The organism is Halopseudomonas pelagia CL-AP6, assembly GCF_000410875.1.
GTDB lineage: Bacteria > Pseudomonadota > Gammaproteobacteria > Pseudomonadales > Pseudomonadaceae > Halopseudomonas > Halopseudomonas pelagia.
The window spans coordinates 65,149-83,956 of record NZ_AROI01000025.1; the positions used below are offsets into that span (position 1 = coordinate 65,149).

The 18,808-nt window shown below is 56.3% G+C and carries 18 protein-coding genes; 11 read left to right on the plus strand and 7 right to left on the minus strand.

Annotation, left to right across the window (positions count from 1 at the left end):
- Nucleotides 1-43: 43 nt before the first annotated feature.
- Nucleotides 44-1,411 carry an alanine/glycine:cation symporter family protein gene (locus K787_RS0117205; protein ID WP_022964059.1) on the minus strand — a complete coding sequence of 456 codons (1,368 nt, stop codon included), beginning with the start codon at nucleotides 1,409-1,411 and terminating at the stop codon, nucleotides 44-46.
- A gap of 376 nt (nucleotides 1,412-1,787) precedes the next feature.
- Here K787_RS0117205 and K787_RS0117210 point away from each other — a divergent pair, with 376 nt between their 5' ends.
- From K787_RS0117210 to K787_RS0117225, 4 genes are all read left to right on the plus strand, one after another.
- The gene (locus K787_RS0117210) at nucleotides 1,788-4,217 is read left to right on the plus strand and encodes a DUF1631 domain-containing protein (RefSeq protein ID WP_022964060.1); all 2,430 of its coding nucleotides are present in this window, start codon (nucleotides 1,788-1,790) and stop codon (nucleotides 4,215-4,217) included.
- A gap of 67 nt (nucleotides 4,218-4,284) precedes the next feature.
- Nucleotides 4,285-4,869 carry a 1,6-anhydro-N-acetylmuramyl-L-alanine amidase AmpD gene (ampD, locus tag K787_RS0117215; protein WP_022964061.1) on the plus strand — a complete coding sequence of 195 codons (585 nt, stop codon included), beginning with the start codon at nucleotides 4,285-4,287 and terminating at the stop codon, nucleotides 4,867-4,869.
- Entirely contained in the window at nucleotides 4,866-5,687 is an 822-nt protein-coding gene (ampE, locus tag K787_RS0117220; protein WP_022964062.1) for a regulatory signaling modulator protein AmpE, read from the plus strand. Before ampD ends, ampE begins: the two co-directional genes overlap by 4 nt.
- Before the next feature lie 204 nt (nucleotides 5,688-5,891).
- Complete coding sequence (locus K787_RS0117225; RefSeq protein ID WP_022964063.1) at nucleotides 5,892-7,910, plus strand: methyl-accepting chemotaxis protein; 2,019 nt, start codon at nucleotides 5,892-5,894, stop codon at nucleotides 7,908-7,910.
- A gap of 42 nt (nucleotides 7,911-7,952) precedes the next feature.
- Here K787_RS0117225 and K787_RS0117230 read toward each other — a convergent pair whose 3' ends face one another.
- The 3 genes from K787_RS0117230 to K787_RS0117240 form a co-directional block, all read right to left on the minus strand.
- Nucleotides 7,953-8,519, minus strand: coding sequence for a cob(I)yrinic acid a,c-diamide adenosyltransferase (locus K787_RS0117230; RefSeq protein WP_022964064.1), 567 nt, complete (start codon nucleotides 8,517-8,519; stop codon nucleotides 7,953-7,955).
- 78 nt (nucleotides 8,520-8,597) lie between these two features.
- Nucleotides 8,598-9,515 (minus strand): 2-dehydropantoate 2-reductase, encoded by a 918-nt coding sequence (locus K787_RS0117235; RefSeq protein ID WP_022964065.1) that lies wholly within the window; start codon nucleotides 9,513-9,515, stop codon nucleotides 8,598-8,600.
- 2 nt (nucleotides 9,516-9,517) lie between these two features.
- Nucleotides 9,518-10,486, minus strand: coding sequence for a response regulator (locus tag K787_RS0117240; RefSeq protein WP_022964066.1), 969 nt, complete (start codon nucleotides 10,484-10,486; stop codon nucleotides 9,518-9,520).
- Between the two features lie 105 nt (nucleotides 10,487-10,591).
- Here K787_RS0117240 and K787_RS0117245 point away from each other — a divergent pair, with 105 nt between their 5' ends.
- The 3 genes from K787_RS0117245 to K787_RS25325 are packed head-to-tail and all read left to right on the plus strand — an operon-like array spanning nucleotide 10,592 to nucleotide 12,158.
- On the plus strand, nucleotides 10,592-11,077 hold the full coding sequence (locus K787_RS0117245; RefSeq protein WP_022964067.1) for a YajQ family cyclic di-GMP-binding protein: 486 nt from the start codon (nucleotides 10,592-10,594) through the stop codon (nucleotides 11,075-11,077).
- Nucleotides 11,078-11,096: 19 nt separating this feature from the next.
- The gene (locus K787_RS23520; protein ID WP_022964068.1) at nucleotides 11,097-11,960 is read left to right on the plus strand and encodes a mechanosensitive ion channel family protein; all 864 of its coding nucleotides are present in this window, start codon (nucleotides 11,097-11,099) and stop codon (nucleotides 11,958-11,960) included.
- Nucleotides 11,961-12,005: 45 nt separating this feature from the next.
- The gene (locus K787_RS25325; RefSeq protein ID WP_022964069.1) at nucleotides 12,006-12,158 is read left to right on the plus strand and encodes a hypothetical protein; all 153 of its coding nucleotides are present in this window, start codon (nucleotides 12,006-12,008) and stop codon (nucleotides 12,156-12,158) included.
- 36 nt (nucleotides 12,159-12,194) lie between these two features.
- Here the strand turns inward: K787_RS25325 and K787_RS0117260 are convergent, their stop codons facing one another.
- A complete protein-coding gene (locus K787_RS0117260) occupies nucleotides 12,195-13,604 on the minus strand; it encodes an AmpG family muropeptide MFS transporter (RefSeq protein ID WP_022964070.1) in 1,410 nt (469 codons plus the stop codon).
- Nucleotides 13,605-13,623: 19 nt separating this feature from the next.
- Nucleotides 13,624-13,956, minus strand: coding sequence for an MGMT family protein (locus K787_RS0117265; RefSeq protein WP_022964071.1), 333 nt, complete (start codon nucleotides 13,954-13,956; stop codon nucleotides 13,624-13,626).
- Nucleotides 13,957-14,004: 48 nt separating this feature from the next.
- On the opposite strand from K787_RS0117265, the gene K787_RS0117270 reads away from it, so the two are divergent.
- Nucleotides 14,005-15,021 (plus strand): DUF481 domain-containing protein, encoded by a 1,017-nt coding sequence (locus K787_RS0117270; RefSeq protein ID WP_022964072.1) that lies wholly within the window; start codon nucleotides 14,005-14,007, stop codon nucleotides 15,019-15,021.
- Nucleotides 15,022-15,063: 42 nt separating this feature from the next.
- Here the strand turns inward: K787_RS0117270 and K787_RS0117275 are convergent, their stop codons facing one another.
- Nucleotides 15,064-15,822 (minus strand): SDR family oxidoreductase, encoded by a 759-nt coding sequence (locus K787_RS0117275; protein ID WP_022964073.1) that lies wholly within the window; start codon nucleotides 15,820-15,822, stop codon nucleotides 15,064-15,066.
- A 195-nt stretch (nucleotides 15,823-16,017) separates the two neighbouring features.
- On the opposite strand from K787_RS0117275, the gene K787_RS23525 reads away from it, so the two are divergent.
- The 3 genes from K787_RS23525 (at nucleotide 16,018) to groL (ending at nucleotide 18,650) form a co-directional block, all read left to right on the plus strand.
- The gene (locus K787_RS23525; RefSeq protein ID WP_022964074.1) at nucleotides 16,018-16,467 is read left to right on the plus strand and encodes an FxsA family protein; all 450 of its coding nucleotides are present in this window, start codon (nucleotides 16,018-16,020) and stop codon (nucleotides 16,465-16,467) included.
- A 194-nt stretch (nucleotides 16,468-16,661) separates the two neighbouring features.
- A complete protein-coding gene (locus K787_RS0117285; RefSeq protein WP_022964075.1) occupies nucleotides 16,662-16,955 on the plus strand; it encodes a co-chaperone GroES in 294 nt (97 codons plus the stop codon).
- Between the two features lie 51 nt (nucleotides 16,956-17,006).
- Nucleotides 17,007-18,650, plus strand: coding sequence for a chaperonin GroEL (gene groL / locus K787_RS0117290; protein ID WP_022964076.1), 1,644 nt, complete (start codon nucleotides 17,007-17,009; stop codon nucleotides 18,648-18,650).
- Nucleotides 18,651-18,808: the final 158 nt, after the last annotated feature.

Consider the following 18,808-nt stretch of genomic DNA (forward strand, 5'->3'; position numbering starts at 1 on the left):
AGGAAAATACCCGCCCAGGAAGGGCGGGTATCACAGCGGTTGCTTAGGTGTTTTTCAGCAGATTGGCCGGGTTGTTGAAATAATCCTTGGTCAGCTTGAAGACCACCGGGCTCAGCAACAACAGCGCAATCAGATTAGGAATCGCCATCATCGCATTCAGCGTGTCGGCGACCAGCCACAGGCTGCCCAAGTCCACGATCGGCAGAGTGCCCAGCGGAATGGCCAGTACCCAGAGTACGCGGAACGGGACGTTGGACTTTTCACCAAACAGGAACTGGGTACATTTTTCACCATAGAAGCTCCAGCCGATGATGGTGGTGAAGGCAAACACCGCCAGGCCGATACTCACAATGTACTGACCCCAGCCGCCCGGCAGGCCCTCGTTAAAGGCCAGTGCAGACATGGACGCGCCGTTTTCACCACTCTGCCAGGCACCAGTGACCATGATCACCAGGCCGGTGATGGAGCAGATAATGATGGTGTCGATAAAGGTGCCGAGCATGGCCACGGTGCCCTGGCGAATCGGGTCGTTGGTTTGCGCGGCGGCGTGGGCGATCGGGGCGCTGCCCAGGCCGGCTTCGTTGGAGAATACGCCGCGGGCGATACCAAAGCGCATGGCGGCCCAGATGGTCGCGCCGGCAAAACCGCCAGCAGCAGCAATCGGGTTGAACGCATGGTAGAAGATCAGGCTGAAGGCTTCCGGCAGGCGGTCAGCATGTATGATCAGGATGATCAGGCCGCCGCCTACGTAGAAGAGCGCCATGATCGGTACCAGTTTGCCGGCAACCTCACCAATCCGCTTGATGCCACCGATCAGCACCAGCGCAACCAGAACGGCAATGACGATGCCCGTCACCAAAGGTTGAATGCCAAAGGTGCTTTGCAGCGCATCTGACACCGAGTTGGACTGAATGGTATTGCCAATACCAAAACCGGCGAGCATGCCGAAAATGGCGAATAGCACGCCCAGCCACTTCCACTTTATGCCCAGGCCATTTTTGATGTAGTACATCGGGCCGCCAACATGATGGCCGTTGGCGTCTTTCTCGCGGTAGTGGACAGCCAGGGTCGCTTCGCAGAACTTGGTAGCCATGCCAACCACAGCAATAACCCACATCCAGAACAGGGCGCCGGGTCCGCCGAAGAAAACGGCCGTGGCTACCCCGGCGATATTACCTGTGCCTACGGTAGCCGACAGGGCTGTCATCAGTGCGTTGAACGGGCTGATGTCACCTTCTTCACTGCTCTTGCGCCCGCGCCACAACATGCGAAAGCCATAGCCAAGCTTGCGCTGCGGGGTCAGTTTCAGGCCCAGTGTGAGGTACAAGCCTGTACCGGCGAGAAGAACCAGCATGGCTGGCCCCCACACCACGCCGTTGATGGCACTGATTATCCCGATAAGTGATTCCATTAATGTGGCTCTCCGTCCGTTTGTTATAGTTCAGGTATCGTGTTGAATGCGAGTGACGCGGTTAAAAGCCAGTTCATTGTTACCGATTATTGCCTGCCGCCAAAGCATGGCGTTCTTAAGCGCTTCTAGCCTGCCTTAGAGCGTCTAATTGTTACAGGAATGCGTCTAATTTGTGGACCCAGGTGCCGCGCGAAGTGTGAAGTCGGTCAAGGAATCGACATGTGGTGAATAGCTGCGTCATAAATGCCTGTATACTATTTTTTAAATTGACGCCAAATTCATGACATACGGACTGCAAACTACAGGAAGTGGCATATAGCAGGGTGAACTCCGTTGGCGTTGTAGAAGGCAGTACCGCACTGCCTGGAGAATACGTATGGCCCGCGACCGTAAAATTGTCCCTATCAGTTCCTCCGCCGATACTGCGGTGGCGAGCTTTGATCCAAACAGACCCTCCCATCTGCCTTCGCCCCTCATGCCGGTGCGCAAGCAAGCGGTCGATTTTCTCAAATCTGCTTTGACCACGCTGTTTGATAATGCCGACGACAGTCTGTTTGAGATGGCTGATCGGGCTGGCAACAATAATGAGCAAACGCTGTTTTTCGAGGCCATGCGTGCGGTGCGGCTGCAGCGTCACAAAATTACCAAAGATTGCTGCCACGGGCTGATGCGTGAGCTGGAGGCGCTTAATCAAGAGGCCGAGCGGGTTGTACCTGCTTCTATCCACAATTTTGAGCTCGATACTCTTTCGCTGGTACAGCCAGATGAGCTGGAAGAGACGGTTGCTCTAGACAGCATGATAGGCCGGGCGGTGACGCGCAACCAAGGCTCGTTGTCGCACCTGTCGATCCGTTTCAACAGCTTGGTTAAGCGTCGGGTCGATGACCAGGATTTGCCTATCGGTCCGGCTATGCTGTCCCGGGTGTTTGTTGACACCTTGGCTGAGTTGCAGTTGGATATCAAAGTCAGGCTAATCATCTTCAAGTTGTTCGAGCGCTATGTTTTCAATCAGCTCGACGGCTTTTACGACGAGATCAATAAGCAACTGATCCTGTCTGGCGTGTTGCCTGATCTGAAGAGCACTGCAGGCCGGCAGGCTGCGGCGAGGATGACCGGCGCAAATGCGGCTGCTGGGCAACAAGGGCATGGCCCGGCACAAGCAGGTGGCCAGGGTTCGGCTGAGCACCAGCAAGTATTATCGATGTTCAGTGAGTTGATTGGTAACTGGCGGCATGCCAGTGGCGATGCGGCTCTGTCATCGATGGGTTCGCCTTCCACGCAGCCGCTGCGCAGTAACGAATTGCTCGGTATGCTGGCTGATCTGTCAAGCAGCGATTTCCTGAGCACTGATGTTGCCGGGTATGATGGCGAAGAATTCATCCCGCGCCAGGATATGCGCTCGCAAATCAATCAGTTACTGCGGCGTCAGCGGGAACAGAGTGGGCAGACCCGCGCGTTGGAAAGGGTTGACGATGACGTTATCAGCCTAGTGTCCATGCTGTTTGACTTCATTCTCGATGATCCAGAGCTGCCCTCCGCAGTAAAAGCCATGATCGGACGTTTGCAATTGCCCATTTTGCGTGTGGCCATTGCCGACAAGCGGTTTTTCAGCCAATCCAGTCATCCTGCACGGCGCTTGCTCAATGAGCTGGCCCGTTCGACCGTAGGCTGGACTGACCACGACGACCTGCGGCGCGATCAACTACATTCCCTGCTCGACAGCATTGTGCAGCGATTGTTGGACCAGCCCGAGCCCGACCCCGAGCTTTTCGCCTCCTTGCATACCGAATTGGCCGGCTTCGTTAACGTCGAGCGCCGCCGCTCGGAGCGGCTTGAACAGCGCACTCGCGATGCTGAAGAAGGTAAGGCTCGTATAGAGGCTGCGCGCAGTCAAGTCGCGTTGACGCTGAACGGGCTGTTGATGGGCAAGACGCTTCCGGTCTTTGCGGTTGATCTGCTGCGTGATACCTGGAGCCAGGTAATGCAGATGACCTGTTTGCGGGAGGGCCCTGATTCGGCGGCCTGGCGCAGCGTCAAACAAGTCGCAGAACAGTTGTTAGAGAGTATCGAGCCGCTGGCAGGGCAGCCGACGGCTGAAAGGGAGCGTATGAATGAGCGAGTCCGGCAGGCGGTTGCTGACGGCTTGCAGTTGATAGGTTTGCGCGCAGAGCAGGGCGCGCCTTTGATTGTGCGATTACAGCAATTGCAGCAGTTGTGTTTGCTGCCGCCCACGCCAGTGGCCGGGCAGACCAGCGGCAGTGCTCTGGTACAGGAGCCGAGTGTCGATGCCGCTTCCAGGCTAGTGGCTGCCGAGCCCGCCCCGGCGGGCTACGTGGTCGCGAAGAGCGATTCGCTTGAGCAATTGAAGGATGCTGGGCACAACCCCGGCGCATCGGTGTCAATCGCCACCACGCCAGCCGAATTAACCGAGGTGACCAGGATCCGGGTGGATGCTCCGGTCATCGAAGCCGAGATTGTTCAGCCGGAGCCCGAGTTGGTTGGTGATTTGCCCGATATCAAGGCGGCGGCGTGGGTTGGCGCATTGCATACGGGCAGTTGGTTCGAGCTGGCAACGGCAACCGAAGACCCGCCGCAACGCTGCAAGCTTGCGGCTGTTATCAGCTTCAGCGGCAAGTATATTTTCGTTAATCGTAGTGGTGTGAAGGTCGCCGAGTTTAGTGCCAATACCCTGGCTCAACACTATGAACAAGGTCTGGTTCGGCTGCTGGACGACAATCAGCTGTTTGACCGGGCACTGGAATCGGTAATCGGCAATCTGCGCAGGCTTCAGGCTGACAAAAACTGATTCGACCGGCTGTTCCCGGCAAGGGGTAGGCCTGCTAGCATAGGATTTTTGGCCAATCCCGAAACCCATGCAGATTAATAGCCACGATGGCTGGTGCAGTGAAGTCAATCATTGCCCTTCGCCGCATCACAATGAACGGCCAGCGGGTGAGGTCGCGTCTTTACTGGTAATCCACAATATCAGTCTGCCGCCTGGCCGTTTTGGCGGGGGCCACGTGCAGGCCTTCTTTCAAGGGCATCTCGATTCCGCTGTGCATCCCTACTTTGCTGAGATAGCCGCGCTGAAGGTCTCGGCGCACTTTCTCATCGAGCGCGATGGGACTATCACTCAGTTCGTATCTTGCCTTAAACGGGCTTGGCACGCGGGGCGTTCGCAATATGGTGGTCGGCCGGAGTGTAATGATTATTCCATTGGTATCGAGCTGGAAGGGACCGACGATCTGCCCTTTACTCCTGCTCAGTACGACAGTTTGCAGGCGCTGACCAAAGCGTTGCAATATGCCTATCCTGACATCAGCCGATACCGCATTACCGGGCATGAGTTCATTGCGCCGGGACGCAAAACGGATCCCGGCGTGGGCTTTGATTGGCAGCGCTATTTCCACAGTTTAAATAAAGCGTCGGTACTGCCCGGCAGTGAGAGGCAATCATGAGTTTTCTGGTGCTGCTGATGGTCGGGCTGATAGTGACATTCACGCCCTGGCGCAAGGGTTTTCCTCTGGATGTGTTCGGTGGCTGGGTGGCTGGAGTTTCACACAAGACCGCAGCGCGGCCTGCGTGGCAAGCGTTGGTCATGCTGGTATTGCCGCTGGTAGCGGCCGGGGTGCTGCTATGGTTGGTCGACGGCATTGCCTACGGCGTGTTTGTACTGTTAACCCACACCTTATTGCTACTGCTATGCGTGGGTCGCCAGGATCCTTTGGGTTCGTTAGCTCTTCAGTTCGAACAGGCATGGCAACGCGGCGACCGTGAGGCGGCGAGTCTGGTTGCGCAGCGCGATCTGGATATACACGCAAACGGCCCATCCGAGCTCGTCGCTGCCGTGCGCACGCGCCTAGTGTGGGAAGTCTGCGCAGGGTATTTGGTTCCTGCGTTCTGGTACCTGCTACTCGGGCCGCTAGGTGCTATGGCCTACCGCCTGTTACAGCAGATGCAAACACAGCTTGAGCATCCACTGCGGCCACTGGCGGTTTCTATTACTCATGCACTGGAGTGGCTGCCCGCCCGTTTAATGGCGTTGAGCATGGCGTTGGTCGGGCATTTTGAGCGCACGATAGCGGCGCTTGCTGGAATGATGCTGCGCTGGGAGGTCAGCGCGGCCAGTTTGACAGGATTGTGCGCAGAAGCTGCCTTGGCTCCGGAAGCCACCAAATTGGACCGTCAGGCAGTCATGCAGCCGGTGCATCGGTTGCTGCAGCGCAGTATGCTGGTGTGGGCGGTAGTGATCGCGTTCTTGAGCGTCCTGGCTTGAGTCTGTTCGCTGATTATTCTTAAAGAAGGGTGGCAGATTGCCGATAGAGTCATTGTGAGACAGTTAACGGTAAATTGATTGGTGCAAGTGGAAGCGTAAAAAAGCCTGCCGCATGAGTGGGCTGATAAAAATAAATGTATCCGGGTCAGGTCTGCCCTGACCATCGCGGCCCTGATACGCAGTTGTGCATGAGGAGAGTGCCGAGTGAATAGTCTGATGGCTCCAGCCATAGCGTTGATGAACCGTCTTGGTTACGGCATGAAGTTCTGCCTGATCAGTGTGTTGTTTTTCATTCCCCTGGGGATTATTAGCAGCATGTTGGTGCAGCAGGCCTATGAGCGGGTGGAGATTACCCAGCATGCGCTGGACAGCATGGCCTTGCTGCGCCAGAACTCGAGCCTCATGCGCGACGCTGAGGCGCTGCGTGATCTTGAGATGATCTATGTGCAGTTGGGTCAGGGTGAGTACGCCCAGGACCTGGAACAACGCACTCAGGTATTGCGCAAGAGTGTGATTGACGGGCTCAACGGGCTGGCCCTTGATGCGGATGATCCTGAAGCCGCAGACCTGATCACCAAGCGCAACGAGTTGGTTGCGGTTTACCAGGGCATTGCTGGTGAATCTGTGGGCAGCCGTGGCGCGATGTCTACCCAGGCCTTGGGTGAAGTCAGCTCATTGTTGAGCTTCAGTGCCGCCTATGCAGGATTGCCTCAGGATTATGATCGCAATATTCGCCAACTGAGCGACCTGCTGATCAACGTGACTCCGAACATTACCTCGTCCCTGGGTACCGGTCGTTCTGTCGGCGCCTACTCCATTGGGCTGGGCTACCTGAATTCCGATGCCAGCCGCGACATGGATGATCTGTTCGAGGGCCTGCAGCGCTTACGTAGTGACTACGAGCAAGTCCTCGCGTTGGTTCTGGCAGACCAGAGTCTGGTGGATCTGCAATCCTACTCCCAAGCTAGCCTTGAGAGTCTGGACGAAGCGAGTCGGATCTTCGAGGACGATATTATTCTGGCCAACAGCTTGACGGGTACCTGGTCAGACTATTTCAACCAGATCACCGCCGAGATCGACAAGACCTACGCGTTTAACCAAGCCGTGCTCGATACGCTGGGGCGGGTGCTTGGCCAGCGCATGGGCGAGAACTTCCGCTCAATGATGGTGTTGATCATATCGTTGTCGCTGGTCGGACTGTTGATCATTTACCTGTATGCAGGCTTCTACATGGCCACACGGCGCACAATCAAACGCTTGTCCGTGCTGATGGGGCAGGTAGCGGATGGCGACATGACCGTTCAGGTCGAGGTCGATAGCCGTGATGAGCTGGGCACACTGGCCAGTGAGTTTAACGATACCGTCGAGCGTATTCGTGAACTGATCCGGCAAGTGAGTCAGACCGCAGGGGAGGTACATCAGCAGTCGCAGCAGGTGGAGAGTATTTCCAGCGAGAGTAGCCAGGCGGTTGCATCCCAGCGCTCGCAGATCGAACAAGTGGCAACGGCCATGAACGAAATGTCTGCGACCTCCCAGGAGGTCGCGCGCAGCGCGGCGTTAGCCGTCACCAGCGCCGAGCAGGTCAACACCGAAACGCTAAATGGCCGCAAGTTGGTCGAAAGCTCGGTAGAGGGTATCGGCAAACTGGCTGGTGAAATCGAAAATTCGGTCAAAGCGATCAACAAACTGGCCGATGACAGCAGCTCTATCAGTCGGGTGCTGGAAGTGATCAAAGGTGTCGCGGAACAGACCAATTTGCTGGCCTTGAACGCGGCTATCGAGGCGGCCCGTGCCGGTGAGCAAGGCCGTGGTTTCGCGGTAGTCGCGGATGAGGTTCGCACCCTGGCGCGGCGTACCCAGCAATCGACTGAAGAAATCGAGCAAATGATTGCGCGCTTGCAGGAGGGGGTCAGTGGAGCAGTCAAGGCGATGGGGGCTAGCCACGGCATGACCGGCTCTACTGTGGATGCGTCACTCAAGGTTCAGGAGGCGCTGGGCAATATTCTTAATTCAGTGACGCAAATTGTCGACCAGAGTCAGCAGATTGCTGCTGCGGCTGAGGAACAAACTGCGGTCAGTCATGATATTGATCACAATATCGTACAGATTAATCAGGCGGGCGAAAGAACTGCCGAAGGGGCGCGCCAGGCAGAGGAGTCGAGCAATCGCATGGCGCAATTGGTCAAGGATCTGCAGCACATTATCAGCGCCTTCCGCGTTTGATAGCGCCGGTGTGGTGCTGCGCAGCACACCGGCCTGAGGTACTCAATCCGCAGGTTTGGGTTTGGGTGCCCAGAGCACTTCGAGGGTTTTTTCCTGCCGGGCTATCGTTCGCGCCATGACGAATAGCAGATCTGACATTCGGTTCAGGTAAATGGGTGCTTGTTCGTTGACAGCCTCATGGTTAGCCAACGTCAGATATCGCCGCTCGGCACGACGGCAGACACTGCGTGCTAGATGGGCGGCAGCGACGCAGCGGGATCCGCCCGGCAGAATAAAGTTTTTCAGCGGCTGAAGATCTTCATTGAAGTGATCAATCAATTGTTCCAGCCCGAGCACATCGTCGGCGTCGATGATCTCGTAGCCTGGAACCGCCAGCTCTCCACCCAGATCGAACAGACGGTGCTGTAGGGGGCTGAGTACCTCACTCAACGCGATCAGATGCTGTCCCTGCAAATCGGCAATTAACACGCCCAGCAGGCTGTTGAGCTCATCGACACTGCCCATGGCCTCGATACGCGGGTGATCCTTGCCGATTCGGCGCCCGTCGGCCAAGCCAGTGTCGCCGTCATCACCGGTACGGGTATAGAGTTTGCTCAAGCGGTAACCCATGGTTCTCGTAGCCTCGTTGCAGATGGTCGGTAGTGGAGGGAATGCTAGCCTGAATAGCGCGAATGACAAAGCCGGCTGTCAATCGGTGGGCAGGCCAAGCGTTGCCAGATGTGTCTTCAGCGCCTCGTGCAGACGGTCCAGTACGGGCGTTTCCAGACCAGACTGGCGAGCCGCCTGACAGGTGAAGCCGGTGATATAGCTGATCTCGGTGCGCCTGCGCGCGTGAACGTCCTGGCGCATTGAAGAGCTGTTGTTCGCGGTATGCTCGATAACCTGGTGAATGCGCTCGCTGAGCTCGGTTAACCGATAGCCGGGTATGTGAAGCGCCAACAGGCTATGCAGCTCGTGGATTAGCGGCGCCATCTGCTTTCCAGCCCGCTCGAGCACCTCGCCATTACAGCAGTCATGCAGCGCGGTGTAGGGGTTGATGGCGCAATTGATCGCGAGCTTTTGCCATAGCGTGTTCAGGATCTGCGGGTGCCAGTGCCAGTCGATGACCTCTCGATCAAGCTGTTCCAGCCACTGTGGGCATGGATTAGCGTCCGGGTCGCCGACCTGGGTCGTGCCCTGGCCAGCCCAAACAATATGCCTTGGCGCGGGCATCCATACGCCATCGGTGACGCTAGCGTAGAGCACCTGCTGGTGAGGATAGGCCAGACTGGCTGCCTGCTGGCTGCCCATGCCGTTCTGCAGCATCAGTACTGATGCTCCCGGCATCAGGCGCTTGGCTACGCTGTGCAATGCGCTTTCGGCGGAATAGGCTTTAGTGGCCAGGATCAGGGCGCGGATGGGCTGCTCTTGGCTGTCGGGCAATTGTGCCGGTAGCGGAACCCTGCAACGGCGGCCTGCGTGCTCGAAAAGGACTGAGCTTCCAGCGGCTTGCCAATGCTGAAGCGCTTGCGCGTCGCGCAGGATCACGCGCACATCGACACCTGCTACCGCCAGACGGGCAGCCCAGAGTAAACCCAAGCTGCCGGCGCCCAGCACGTGCAGCATACTCAAGCCTCGACGGCGGTCCAGCGCACTTCGGTAACCAGGTTGGTGGCATAGGCGTCGCCTAGTTGGGTTTCCACCAGATCAAGCAGGTCAGCAGCGAGAGGCATCGGTTTCTTGTTGTCGATTGCACACAGCGCCATACCCGCGCGAACGCTGAGATAACCTTCGCTGGTCTTGAACGCTTTGAGATTGAGACCGTCATGCAAGCGCTTGAAGCTATTGGGCTTACAGTCCTGCGGGTCATCCGCCAGTGTGACGATGGCAAAGGTGTTATCGCCCACCCGAGCAATAACATCGGTGGGGCGAACTAGCTGCTGTAAGCGTCGGGCAATGCCGCGCAGCAGTTCCTGTTGCACCGCGTCACCCAGCTTGCGACTCAGTTCTTCGAGGTTCTGTACGCCGAGTACCAGTACGCAGCAGATGCCACCCCGCGAGTCGACATTACGCAATACATCGCCAAGCCGTTGCAGGGCGTAGCGGCGATTGCCCAGTGAAGTGAGGCTGTCGACCAGATTATGTTCTTCAAGCTGCGAATTATTGTCGGCCAGCAGGCGATTTTCGTCGAGCAGGCGATTGATCAACTGCGATGTTCGGTCTGCTGCATAAATCCGTGGGAGCAGTTGTTCGTTCATAGCGGACTTGCTGATGAAATCATCCACGCCCCGGTCAAAGGCCTGACTCAATACGTTGTCGCCCTCGCGCGCGGTTAACAGCACTACATAGGTGTAGTGGCCACTCTGCTCATCCGCTTGGCGAATACAGGTGGTCAGCTCCAACCCGTCCATTTCTGGCATCAGCCAATCAGCTACCATAACGCTGGCTGGTCGTTCTTCATGCAGCGCCAGGGCGTCCATGGCGGAGTTGGCAAAACGGATATCAGCGTAACCTGCGCGTGTCAGGTTATGGCCAATTACCGCACTGCTGAACTTGGTGTCGTCCACCACCATGATGCTCAGTTGCGGGTTGGGCATGGCAAGGCTCCCGGTCAGTTGGTCAATTCACGTTATAATGCCATGAAGATATACTGTAATTTTGCACTGTATGTCATAAAAATGATGTTTATTTGAGGTATCTGCATGCCATCTTTCGATGTGGTGTCCGAACTGGACAAACATGAAGTGACCAACGCGGTTGATAACGCGATGAAAGACCTTGACCGCCGCTATGACTTGCGCGGCAAGGGTCATTTTGAGTTCAAGGACAAGGAACTGACCGTGCTTATGACCGGGGATGCTGAGTTCCAGCTTGAGCAGATGCTCGAGCTGCTCAAGCTTAGTCTGGTCAAGCGCAAGATCGATATTCAGTGCATGGAAGTCAAGCCGGCCTTTGCATCAGGCAAGCAGGTCAAGCAGGATGTGCTGCTCAAGGAAGGTATCGACAAGGAGCTTGCAAAGAAAATCGTGTCCATGATTAAGGACTCCAAGGCCAAAGTACAAGCCGCGATTCAGGGCGAACAGGTGCGAGTAACGGGCAAAAAGCGTGATGATCTTCAGGAGGTCATGGCATTACTGCGCGGTGCCGACGTCGATATGCCACTGCAGTTTAATAATTTTCGCGATTGATATTCACGAGGTATAACGGATGGATGATGTGATGGTGCAGCTGGAAGAGCTGTCTGCGGCCTGGTTGCCGCTCGCTTTACAATATGGCAGCCAAGTGTTGTTAGCGATCATAACCTTGGCTATTGGCTGGTGGATTATCGGTCGGCTTACCTCCGCAGTGCATGTGCTGCTGGAAAAGCGCCACGTGGATCGCACGCTGCACAGCTTTATTGGGACCTTGATTGGTGTCGGCCTCAAGGTTCTGCTGTTGATCAGCGTTGCTGGCATGATCGGCGTCGAAACCACGTCCTTTATCGCTTTGATTGGTGCTGCAGGCTTGGCGGTGGGTCTGGCGCTGCAGGGTAGTCTGGCGAATTTCGCTGGTGGCATGTTGATTCTTATCCTCAGACCTTTCAGGGCGGGCGAATATATCGAGGCCCAGGGTATTGGCGGCACCGTTGACAGTATTCAGATTTTTTTTACTGTTCTGAAAACCCCCGACAACAAAACCATTATTGTGCCTAACGGCAGCCTGTCCAACGGCAATATTGTTAACTATTCACGGCAGCCTACCCGGCGCGTCGATATCAATATTGGTATCGATTACGGTGATGACGTACGCCAGGCTCGGGCCATTCTTTTAGGTTTGGCAGAAGCTGATGAACGCGTATTCAAGGATCCGGCTCCAGTCGTTTGGCTGACTGGCCTGGGGGATAGTTCAGTCGATCTGTCATTGCGCATGTGGACCAAGACTGAAGACTTCTGGGGTGTATTCTGGGAGCTTCAGGAATTGGCCAAAGAAGCCTTCGACAAACAAGGCATTTCCATTCCATTCCCTCAGCGGACGGTGCACTTGGTGCCGCAGGCGGTCGAAGAAAAATCCGAAAAGGCGCTCGAGCACTGATTCGACATTGCCGATCAAGAAACGCTGTAGCAAAGAGCCCGGCTGATGGACTATCAATTTCTTTTCAAGAGCGGCAGCGATGCTCGCGACCGGTACGACGATGGCGCTCTCTTCTATATGGCGCTCTCTTCTATAGCGTTGGTGTTGGTTACAACTTCTGATTGTGGCCCTGCGGCGCCATTTCTGGCGCCGCTTTGATGTTGCCCCACCGCTAAACCCTCAATGGGTAAAGCATCAATCGATGCCCGGGCGGCGCAGCTTGTCCGGGTGCGCCAGCCTAAGCAGCAGGAAGGCCAGTACAATGGCCGGCAGGCCGGTCAAGGCCGTCAGCATAAAAAAGCTGATCCAGCCTACATTGGCGGCCAGCAAGCCGGTAAAACCAGCCGCAAACTGGCCTGGCAAGGTCATTATCGAGCTGAATAACGCATATTGCGTTGCGGTATACGCGGTATTGGTCAGACTGGACAGGTAGGCAATGAAGACTGAGATGGCCAGCCCGCCGGTAATGTTGTCGGCGACGATGGCTACCACCAGGCCATAACTCTGTGGGCCTATATAGGCCAGCCAGGCGAAGGCCAGATTGGTGATCGGTGCCAGGAACGCGGTTGCCAGCAGAATTGGGGCAATCCCGAATCGCGCTACCAATAGTCCACCCACTCCTGCTCCCAGTAAGGTCATGCCCAGCCCGAATGCCGCCGCAATATTGGCAATCTGAGCTTTGCTGAAGCCCAGATCAAGGTAGAAGGGGTTAGCCATCACGCCCATAAAAATATCGCTGATGCGGAAAGTCGCGATAAATGCCAGAATTAGCAGCGCTGCCTTGCCATAACGCTGGAAAAATTCGGCAAACGGACAGACCATGGCGCCAATAAACCAGGCGGTCAGGTCGCGGCGCCAGCCTGCGTGGCGAGTGTGTGCGAGATAGTCATTGACGCGCTGTTCCAGCAGAGCGGTAGCCTGGGTGATATGTACCTGGGGCTCGGCGATCACCAGTGTGGTGATAAAGCCAATCCCCATCAGGACTGCCATGGCAGCATAGGCCGTGCCCCAGCTATCCAACGACGCCAGATGCAGGGCCCCGGCCCCGGCTGCGAGAATGGCTACCCGGTAGCCGGTCACGTAGGTGGCGGCCATCGCGCCCTGGCGATGCTTGGCTTCTGCCTCGACGCGATAGGCGTCGATAGCCACATCCTGGGATGCGGAGCCGAAGGCGGCCAATACCGCCCAAAGCGCGACCAACCCCAGGTTCTCGCGTGGATCGGTAAAGGCCATGCCGAGTAAGGCGATGGCAATAACTACCTGGGCCAGTAGCATCCAGGAACGTCGTCGACCCAGCCAGCGACTCAGCAACGGAATGCGCGCGCGGTCAATCAACGGGGCCCAGAGCACCTTGATTGAATGGGCAATACCGACCCAGCTGAGAAAACCGATGGCGGTCAGTTCCACGCCCAAATCACGTAGCCAAGCGCTGAAGGTGCCGCCGACTAGCAGTAACGGCAACCCGGCCGAGAATCCCAGAAACAGCATGCCGATCACGCGGGGGTTGAGATAAACGCGTAAGCCTTCGCGTTCGGGCGGGGCTTGAGACGGTGCCTGAGATGCTCCCCCGGAGGATGCCTGGGGGCCGGGTTGATTGTCGTTCATGCTGCTCCTGTTAGGTCATTCAGTCCGGCCAACCGAACTTTTTCATGTCCACGCGACGACTGTTGATGATGACACCTTCGGCCATCAGTCGCTGATATTGTTCCTGTCCGGAGCGGCTATCGGCAGATAACGACAGCTTGCCCGTGCTGTTCAGAACGCGATGCCAGGGTAATTCGGTATCGGCGGGCAGTTGCCCGAGCCAGCGCCCGGCGAGCCGTGCTCCCCGGCCCATTCCGGCGAGCCTCGCCAGTGTGCCGTAACTGGTCACGCGACCGCGAGGAATACTCGCCAGAACCTGCCAGAAAATCTCGCGTGTAGCAGGTTTGATCTCTGGTATTCGCTTCTCAGACATGGATAATGTCGCCTTGTTGGTCCAGCCCCTATTCAAAGGTTTTTCTCGATGTATTGTTTCCGCGTAATACCCATTGTACTTGCTTCGCTGTGCCTGTCCGCCAACGTCATGGCCGATACCCTGTGGCTCAAGAACGGTGACCGCATCACCGGCCAGATTGAGCTAATCGAGGGTGGCAAGTTGATTATGAAAACCAGCCTGGCCGGCCGGATCAATGTGAAAGTCGCGGATATCAAGACATTTGAAACCGATAACCCCTTGCTGATCAAGTCTGAAGGCCAGGCCGAGCGTGCGTTCTCCGTTGCTGCGGCTGATCAGCCAGGTGCGATCATGGTCATTAATGGCGCGCCGGAGCCTGTTGCGCTGCAAATCAGTAGCATCCAGCAGATGCTTGAGCCCAGGCCACTGATCGAAGACTGGGTATGGGAAGGCAACGCAACGGCAGCGCTGGATATCAAGGACAACACTACTAATCAACGTGATCTGGATATGGCATTCAATACCCGCGCGCGTCATGGCGACTGGCGGCATGTGCTGGGTGGCGAATTCGAGCGTGACTATCGCGATGATGTGAAAAGTCGGCACCTCTGGCAGACTGATTACGACCTGAGCTGGTTTTTTGACGAGCACTGGTTCTGGCAGACCAGCGCGAGCTATCAGCGCGATCATGTCAGTGAAGTGAAGCGCCGCAAGCAGCTAGGTATGGGCCCTGGTTACGAGTGGTGGAACAATGCCCTGGGTCGTTTTGAAACGTCGGCGCGTATTGATCATGTTCGTCTGGAGAATCGTGACGGCACAGAAGATATTTTCAATGCCCTGGGTTTGGAGTGGGACCTGCGTCGCTTCATTTATGGCAAGCGTTTCGAGTTTTTGCATAATGCCGAAACCCTTATTCCCGATGACCCTTCAATCAATTTCGTGGTGGATACCGAAATCGGTGTGCGTTATCTACTCAACAGTTGGGCGTCGTTGAGCCTGTTGGCCGAGTGGGACTATCTGGATGGCAACAAAGACCAGAGCATCAATGACAAGCGTTATCGCTTTGGTCTGGGGATTAGTTGGTAAGGCGGCCCTAGGCCCCCTTACCAACCTGAGTCGGGTGGTACTTCAGATACGAATGCCGCCATCGAGCTCCAGAATCCGACCGGTATAGTAGTCGTTCTCGAATAGATAGGCCGCGGAATGGGCGATCTCTTCGGGCTTGCCCATACGTTTGAGCGGAATGCCCGAGGTCATCTTCTCAAGCGCTTCGGGTTTCATGCCCGCAGTCATCTCCGTTTCGATAAAGCCTGGTGCGATGCCCGCTACGCGAATGCCGTGGCGTGCAAGCTCCTTGCCCCACACTACGGTCATCGCCGCGACACCGGCCTTGGCTGCCGAATAGTTCGACTGGCCGATGTTGCCTGCGCGTGAAATCGAAGAAATATTGATGATCAGGCCCTGGTTACCCAGCTCAATCATCTTCGCCGCGACTTCACGGGTGCCGAGGAACACGCCGGTCAAGTTGACGTCAATCACCGATTGCCATTGGGCCAGGCTCATTTTCTGAATCTGCCCGTCTTTGGCCTTTACCAGCAGCCCGTCGCGCAGAATACCTGCGTTGTTGATCAGGCCATTAATGGCGCCGAAATCGCTAGCGACCTGGCTGACCATGCTTTCGACCTGCTCTTCATTGGCGACGTTGCAGATATAGGCACGGGCATCGCCGCCGGCCTGCTTGCAGGCCGCAACGGCTTCGTCCAGGCGTTCCTGATTGAGGTCGACCAAAGCCAGTTTGGCGCCTTTGGCTGCCAGGTATTCCGCCATCGAGCGACCCAGACCCTGGCCCCCGCCAGTAATAATGATCACGCTGTTTTTTACTTGCATATGTGGCACTCCTCGAAGCCGATGGAAAAATAATCGGGCACAAGCATGCCCGAGTCGCGAGCATATGAGAATACCCGGCGTGCTATTTTGGTCATTTTCTGACCCTTTACGAGGCTATGGCTTTATGAATGATGGGTTGAAATTCCGCCTGGTCGTACCCATATATTGCTTTCAAACTTATTAATTGAGGTCATCATGCCTTTCATTCGCTTGCTATTGCTGGCCATTCCGTTCATCGAGCTGGCGGGTCTGATTATGTTGGGCCAGGCCATCGGCGTGGGCCTGACGTTGTTGTGGGTGCTCGGCACCATCATGCTCGGGATTGTGGTGATCAAGAGTCAGGGCTGGGCCATGGTGCAGCGTCTGCAAATGCAGATGGCGCAAACGGGTTCACCGCTGATCGTGCTTAAATCGGGCATGTGGGGTGTGTTGGCCGGTGTCCTGCTGGTTATCCCTGGTGTTTTTACCGACGCGGCAGCCCTGATCTGTCTGATCCTCGCCTGGCGCCATCGCGGCGAGCCGTTGCCGGGCGAGCCCGGTGGTCCTAACAGCTGGGAGCGCGGCGGTCACAACATTATTGAAGGCGAGTGGAAGCCGGCTGAAGAGGGCGAAGCTGAACGGGGCAAGGATATCGACCGTCAGTGAAAAAAAATCGCGGGCGCCCTTGAAATCGCTCCCCAGGACCCCATTAACCCAACACCAGTTTTGACAAGCGCCCACCTAGGGAGCTGAACGGAACAGTGACGTTGCCGATGGCGCGTCCTTCGGGTCGCAAGACCTGATTTAACTCGAAAAGCCGGCTTGCCGGTAATCACATTCACATTGGGAGACTCACAACGATGAAAATTCGTCCGTTACACGACCGCGTAGTCGTTCGTCGCAGCGAAGAAGAAACAAAAACCGCTGGTGGTATCGTTCTGCCCGGTTCTGCCGCAGAAAAGCCAAACACTGGCGTCGTGGTAGCAGTGGGTACCGGCCGTCTGCTGGACAACGGTGAAGTGCGTGCGTTGGCTGTGAAGGAAGGCGACAAAGTTGTATTTGGCCCTTACTCCGGCAGCAGCAGCATCAAGATTGACGGCGAAGATCTGCTGATCATGAGCGAGTCCGAAATTTACGGCGTGCTGGAATCCTGATTACAGGCATTACCTGCACTCTCTGTATGAACTGATTAAAGGAAAGCGAAAATGGCTGCTAAAGAAGTTAAATTCGGTATCTCCGGCCGCAACAAGATGCTGGCTGGCGTCAACGTCCTTGCCGACGCGGTCAAGGCGACCCTTGGGCCAAAGGGCCGCAACGTGCTAATCGAGCGCAGCTATGGCGCGCCGATCATCACCAAAGACGGCGTGACCGTTGCCAAGGAAATCGAGCTGAAAGACAAGTTCGAGAACATGGGCGCACAGTTGGTCAAAGACGTGGCCTCCCGTGCCAACGATGACGCGGGTGACGGTACTACTACCGCTACCGTATTGGCTCAGGCCATCGTTACCGAAGGTCTGAAATCCGTTGCTGCTGGCATGAATCCTATGGATCTCAAGCGCGGTATCGACAAAGCCACTGCCGCCATCGTTGCCGAAATCAAAACACTGGCCAAGCCTTGTGCCGATTCCAAGGCGATTGCCCAGGTAGGCACCATCTCCGCCAACTCTGACGAGTCCATCGGCCAGATTATTGCCGAAGCCATGGATCGCGTTGGCAAGGAAGGCGTTATCACTGTTGAAGAAGGTTCCGGCCTGGACAACGAGCTGTCTGTCGTAGAGGGCATGCAGTTTGACCGCGGTTACCTGTCTCCTTACTTCGTCAACAAGCCCGAGACCATGTCTGCCGAGCTGGACAGCCCGTACATTCTGCTGGTTGACAAGAAAATCTCCAATATCCGCGAAATGCTGCCGACACTGGAAGCAGTGGCCAAAGCTGGTCGCCCGCTGATGATCGTTGCTGAAGACGTTGAAGGCGAGGCGCTGGCGACTCTGGTTGTCAACAACATGCGTGGCATCGTTAAAGTTGCTGCCGTTAAAGCCCCAGGTTTTGGTGATCGTCGCAAGGCCATGCTGCAGGATATCGCCATCCTCACCGGCGGTACCGTGATCAGCGAAGAAGTTGGTCTGAGCCTGGAAAACACCACCCTGGAACATCTGGGTCAGGCCAAGAGCGTTCAAATCAACAAAGACAACACCACCATTATCGATGGTGCTGGCGTCAAAATTGATATCGAAGCCCGCGTCGGTCAGATCCGCAAGCAGGTTGAAGACACTACGTCCGATTACGACCGTGAAAAACTGCAAGAACGTCTGGCCAAGCTGGCTGGTGGTGTTGCGGTGATCAAGGTTGGTGCGGCTACTGAAGTGGAAATGAAAGAGAAGAAGCACCGTGTTGAAGACGCCCTGCACGCTACTCGTGCTGCGGTGGAAGAGGGTGTTGTACCTGGCGGCGGTGTTGCCCTGGTTCGTGCCTTGCAGGCGATTGAAGGCATGACCGGCGACAATGACGACCAGACTGTTGGCATCAACCTGCTGCGCCGTGCTGTGGAAGCGCCGTTCCGCCAGATCGTAACCAATGCTGGTGACGAAGCCTCTGTTGTACTGGACAAGGTCAAGGCCGGTAAGGGTAATTACGGTTACAATGCTGCGACTGGCGAATACGGTGACATGATCGAGATGGGTATTCTGGATCCGGCTAAGGTCACGCGCAGTGCACTGCAGGCGGCGGCGTCGGTTGCCAGTCTGATGATCACCACCGAGGCAATGATTGCCGAGTTGCCGGAAGACAAGCCGGCAATGCCTGATATGGGCGGTATGGGTGGTATGGGTGGCATGGGCGGCATGATGTAATTGCAGTCCCTGTGACCAAAAGCCCGGCTTCGTGAGGAGCCGGGCTTTTTTATTGTCTGGAGATCAGGGTGTGGGTGTAAGTCTTTTCCTACAGTGTGCGTAAGCTATATCGGCAATCTACTGTGCGCGGAATGGCCATTTCCGCTCGCATATGTTGT

Coding starts and splice junctions, on each gene's coding strand:
- K787_RS23520 (WP_022964068.1), top strand. CDS start 11,097: ATGGATGATGTGATGGTGCAGCTGGAAGAGCTGTCTGCGGCCTGGTTG.
- K787_RS0117260 (WP_022964070.1), bottom strand. CDS start 13,604: ATGAACGACAATCAACCCGGCCCCCAGGCATCCTCCGGGGGAGCATCT.
- K787_RS0117265 (WP_022964071.1), bottom strand. CDS start 13,956: ATGTCTGAGAAGCGAATACCAGAGATCAAACCTGCTACACGCGAGATT.
- K787_RS0117270 (WP_022964072.1), top strand. CDS start 14,005: ATGTATTGTTTCCGCGTAATACCCATTGTACTTGCTTCGCTGTGCCTG.
- K787_RS0117275 (WP_022964073.1), bottom strand. CDS start 15,822: ATGCAAGTAAAAAACAGCGTGATCATTATTACTGGCGGGGGCCAGGGT.
- K787_RS0117230 (WP_022964064.1), bottom strand. CDS start 8,519: ATGGGTTACCGCTTGAGCAAACTCTATACCCGTACCGGTGATGACGGC.
- K787_RS0117245 (WP_022964067.1), top strand. CDS start 10,592: ATGCCATCTTTCGATGTGGTGTCCGAACTGGACAAACATGAAGTGACC.
- K787_RS0117285 (WP_022964075.1), top strand. CDS start 16,662: ATGAAAATTCGTCCGTTACACGACCGCGTAGTCGTTCGTCGCAGCGAA.
- ampE (WP_022964062.1), top strand. CDS start 4,866: ATGAGTTTTCTGGTGCTGCTGATGGTCGGGCTGATAGTGACATTCACG.
- K787_RS23525 (WP_022964074.1), top strand. CDS start 16,018: ATGCCTTTCATTCGCTTGCTATTGCTGGCCATTCCGTTCATCGAGCTG.
- K787_RS0117240 (WP_022964066.1), bottom strand. CDS start 10,486: ATGCCCAACCCGCAACTGAGCATCATGGTGGTGGACGACACCAAGTTC.
- groL (WP_022964076.1), top strand. CDS start 17,007: ATGGCTGCTAAAGAAGTTAAATTCGGTATCTCCGGCCGCAACAAGATG.
- K787_RS0117205 (WP_022964059.1), bottom strand. CDS start 1,411: ATGGAATCACTTATCGGGATAATCAGTGCCATCAACGGCGTGGTGTGG.
- K787_RS0117235 (WP_022964065.1), bottom strand. CDS start 9,515: ATGCTGCACGTGCTGGGCGCCGGCAGCTTGGGTTTACTCTGGGCTGCC.
- K787_RS0117210 (WP_022964060.1), top strand. CDS start 1,788: ATGGCCCGCGACCGTAAAATTGTCCCTATCAGTTCCTCCGCCGATACT.
- ampD (WP_022964061.1), top strand. CDS start 4,285: ATGCAGATTAATAGCCACGATGGCTGGTGCAGTGAAGTCAATCATTGC.
- K787_RS25325 (WP_022964069.1), top strand. CDS start 12,006: ATGGACTATCAATTTCTTTTCAAGAGCGGCAGCGATGCTCGCGACCGG.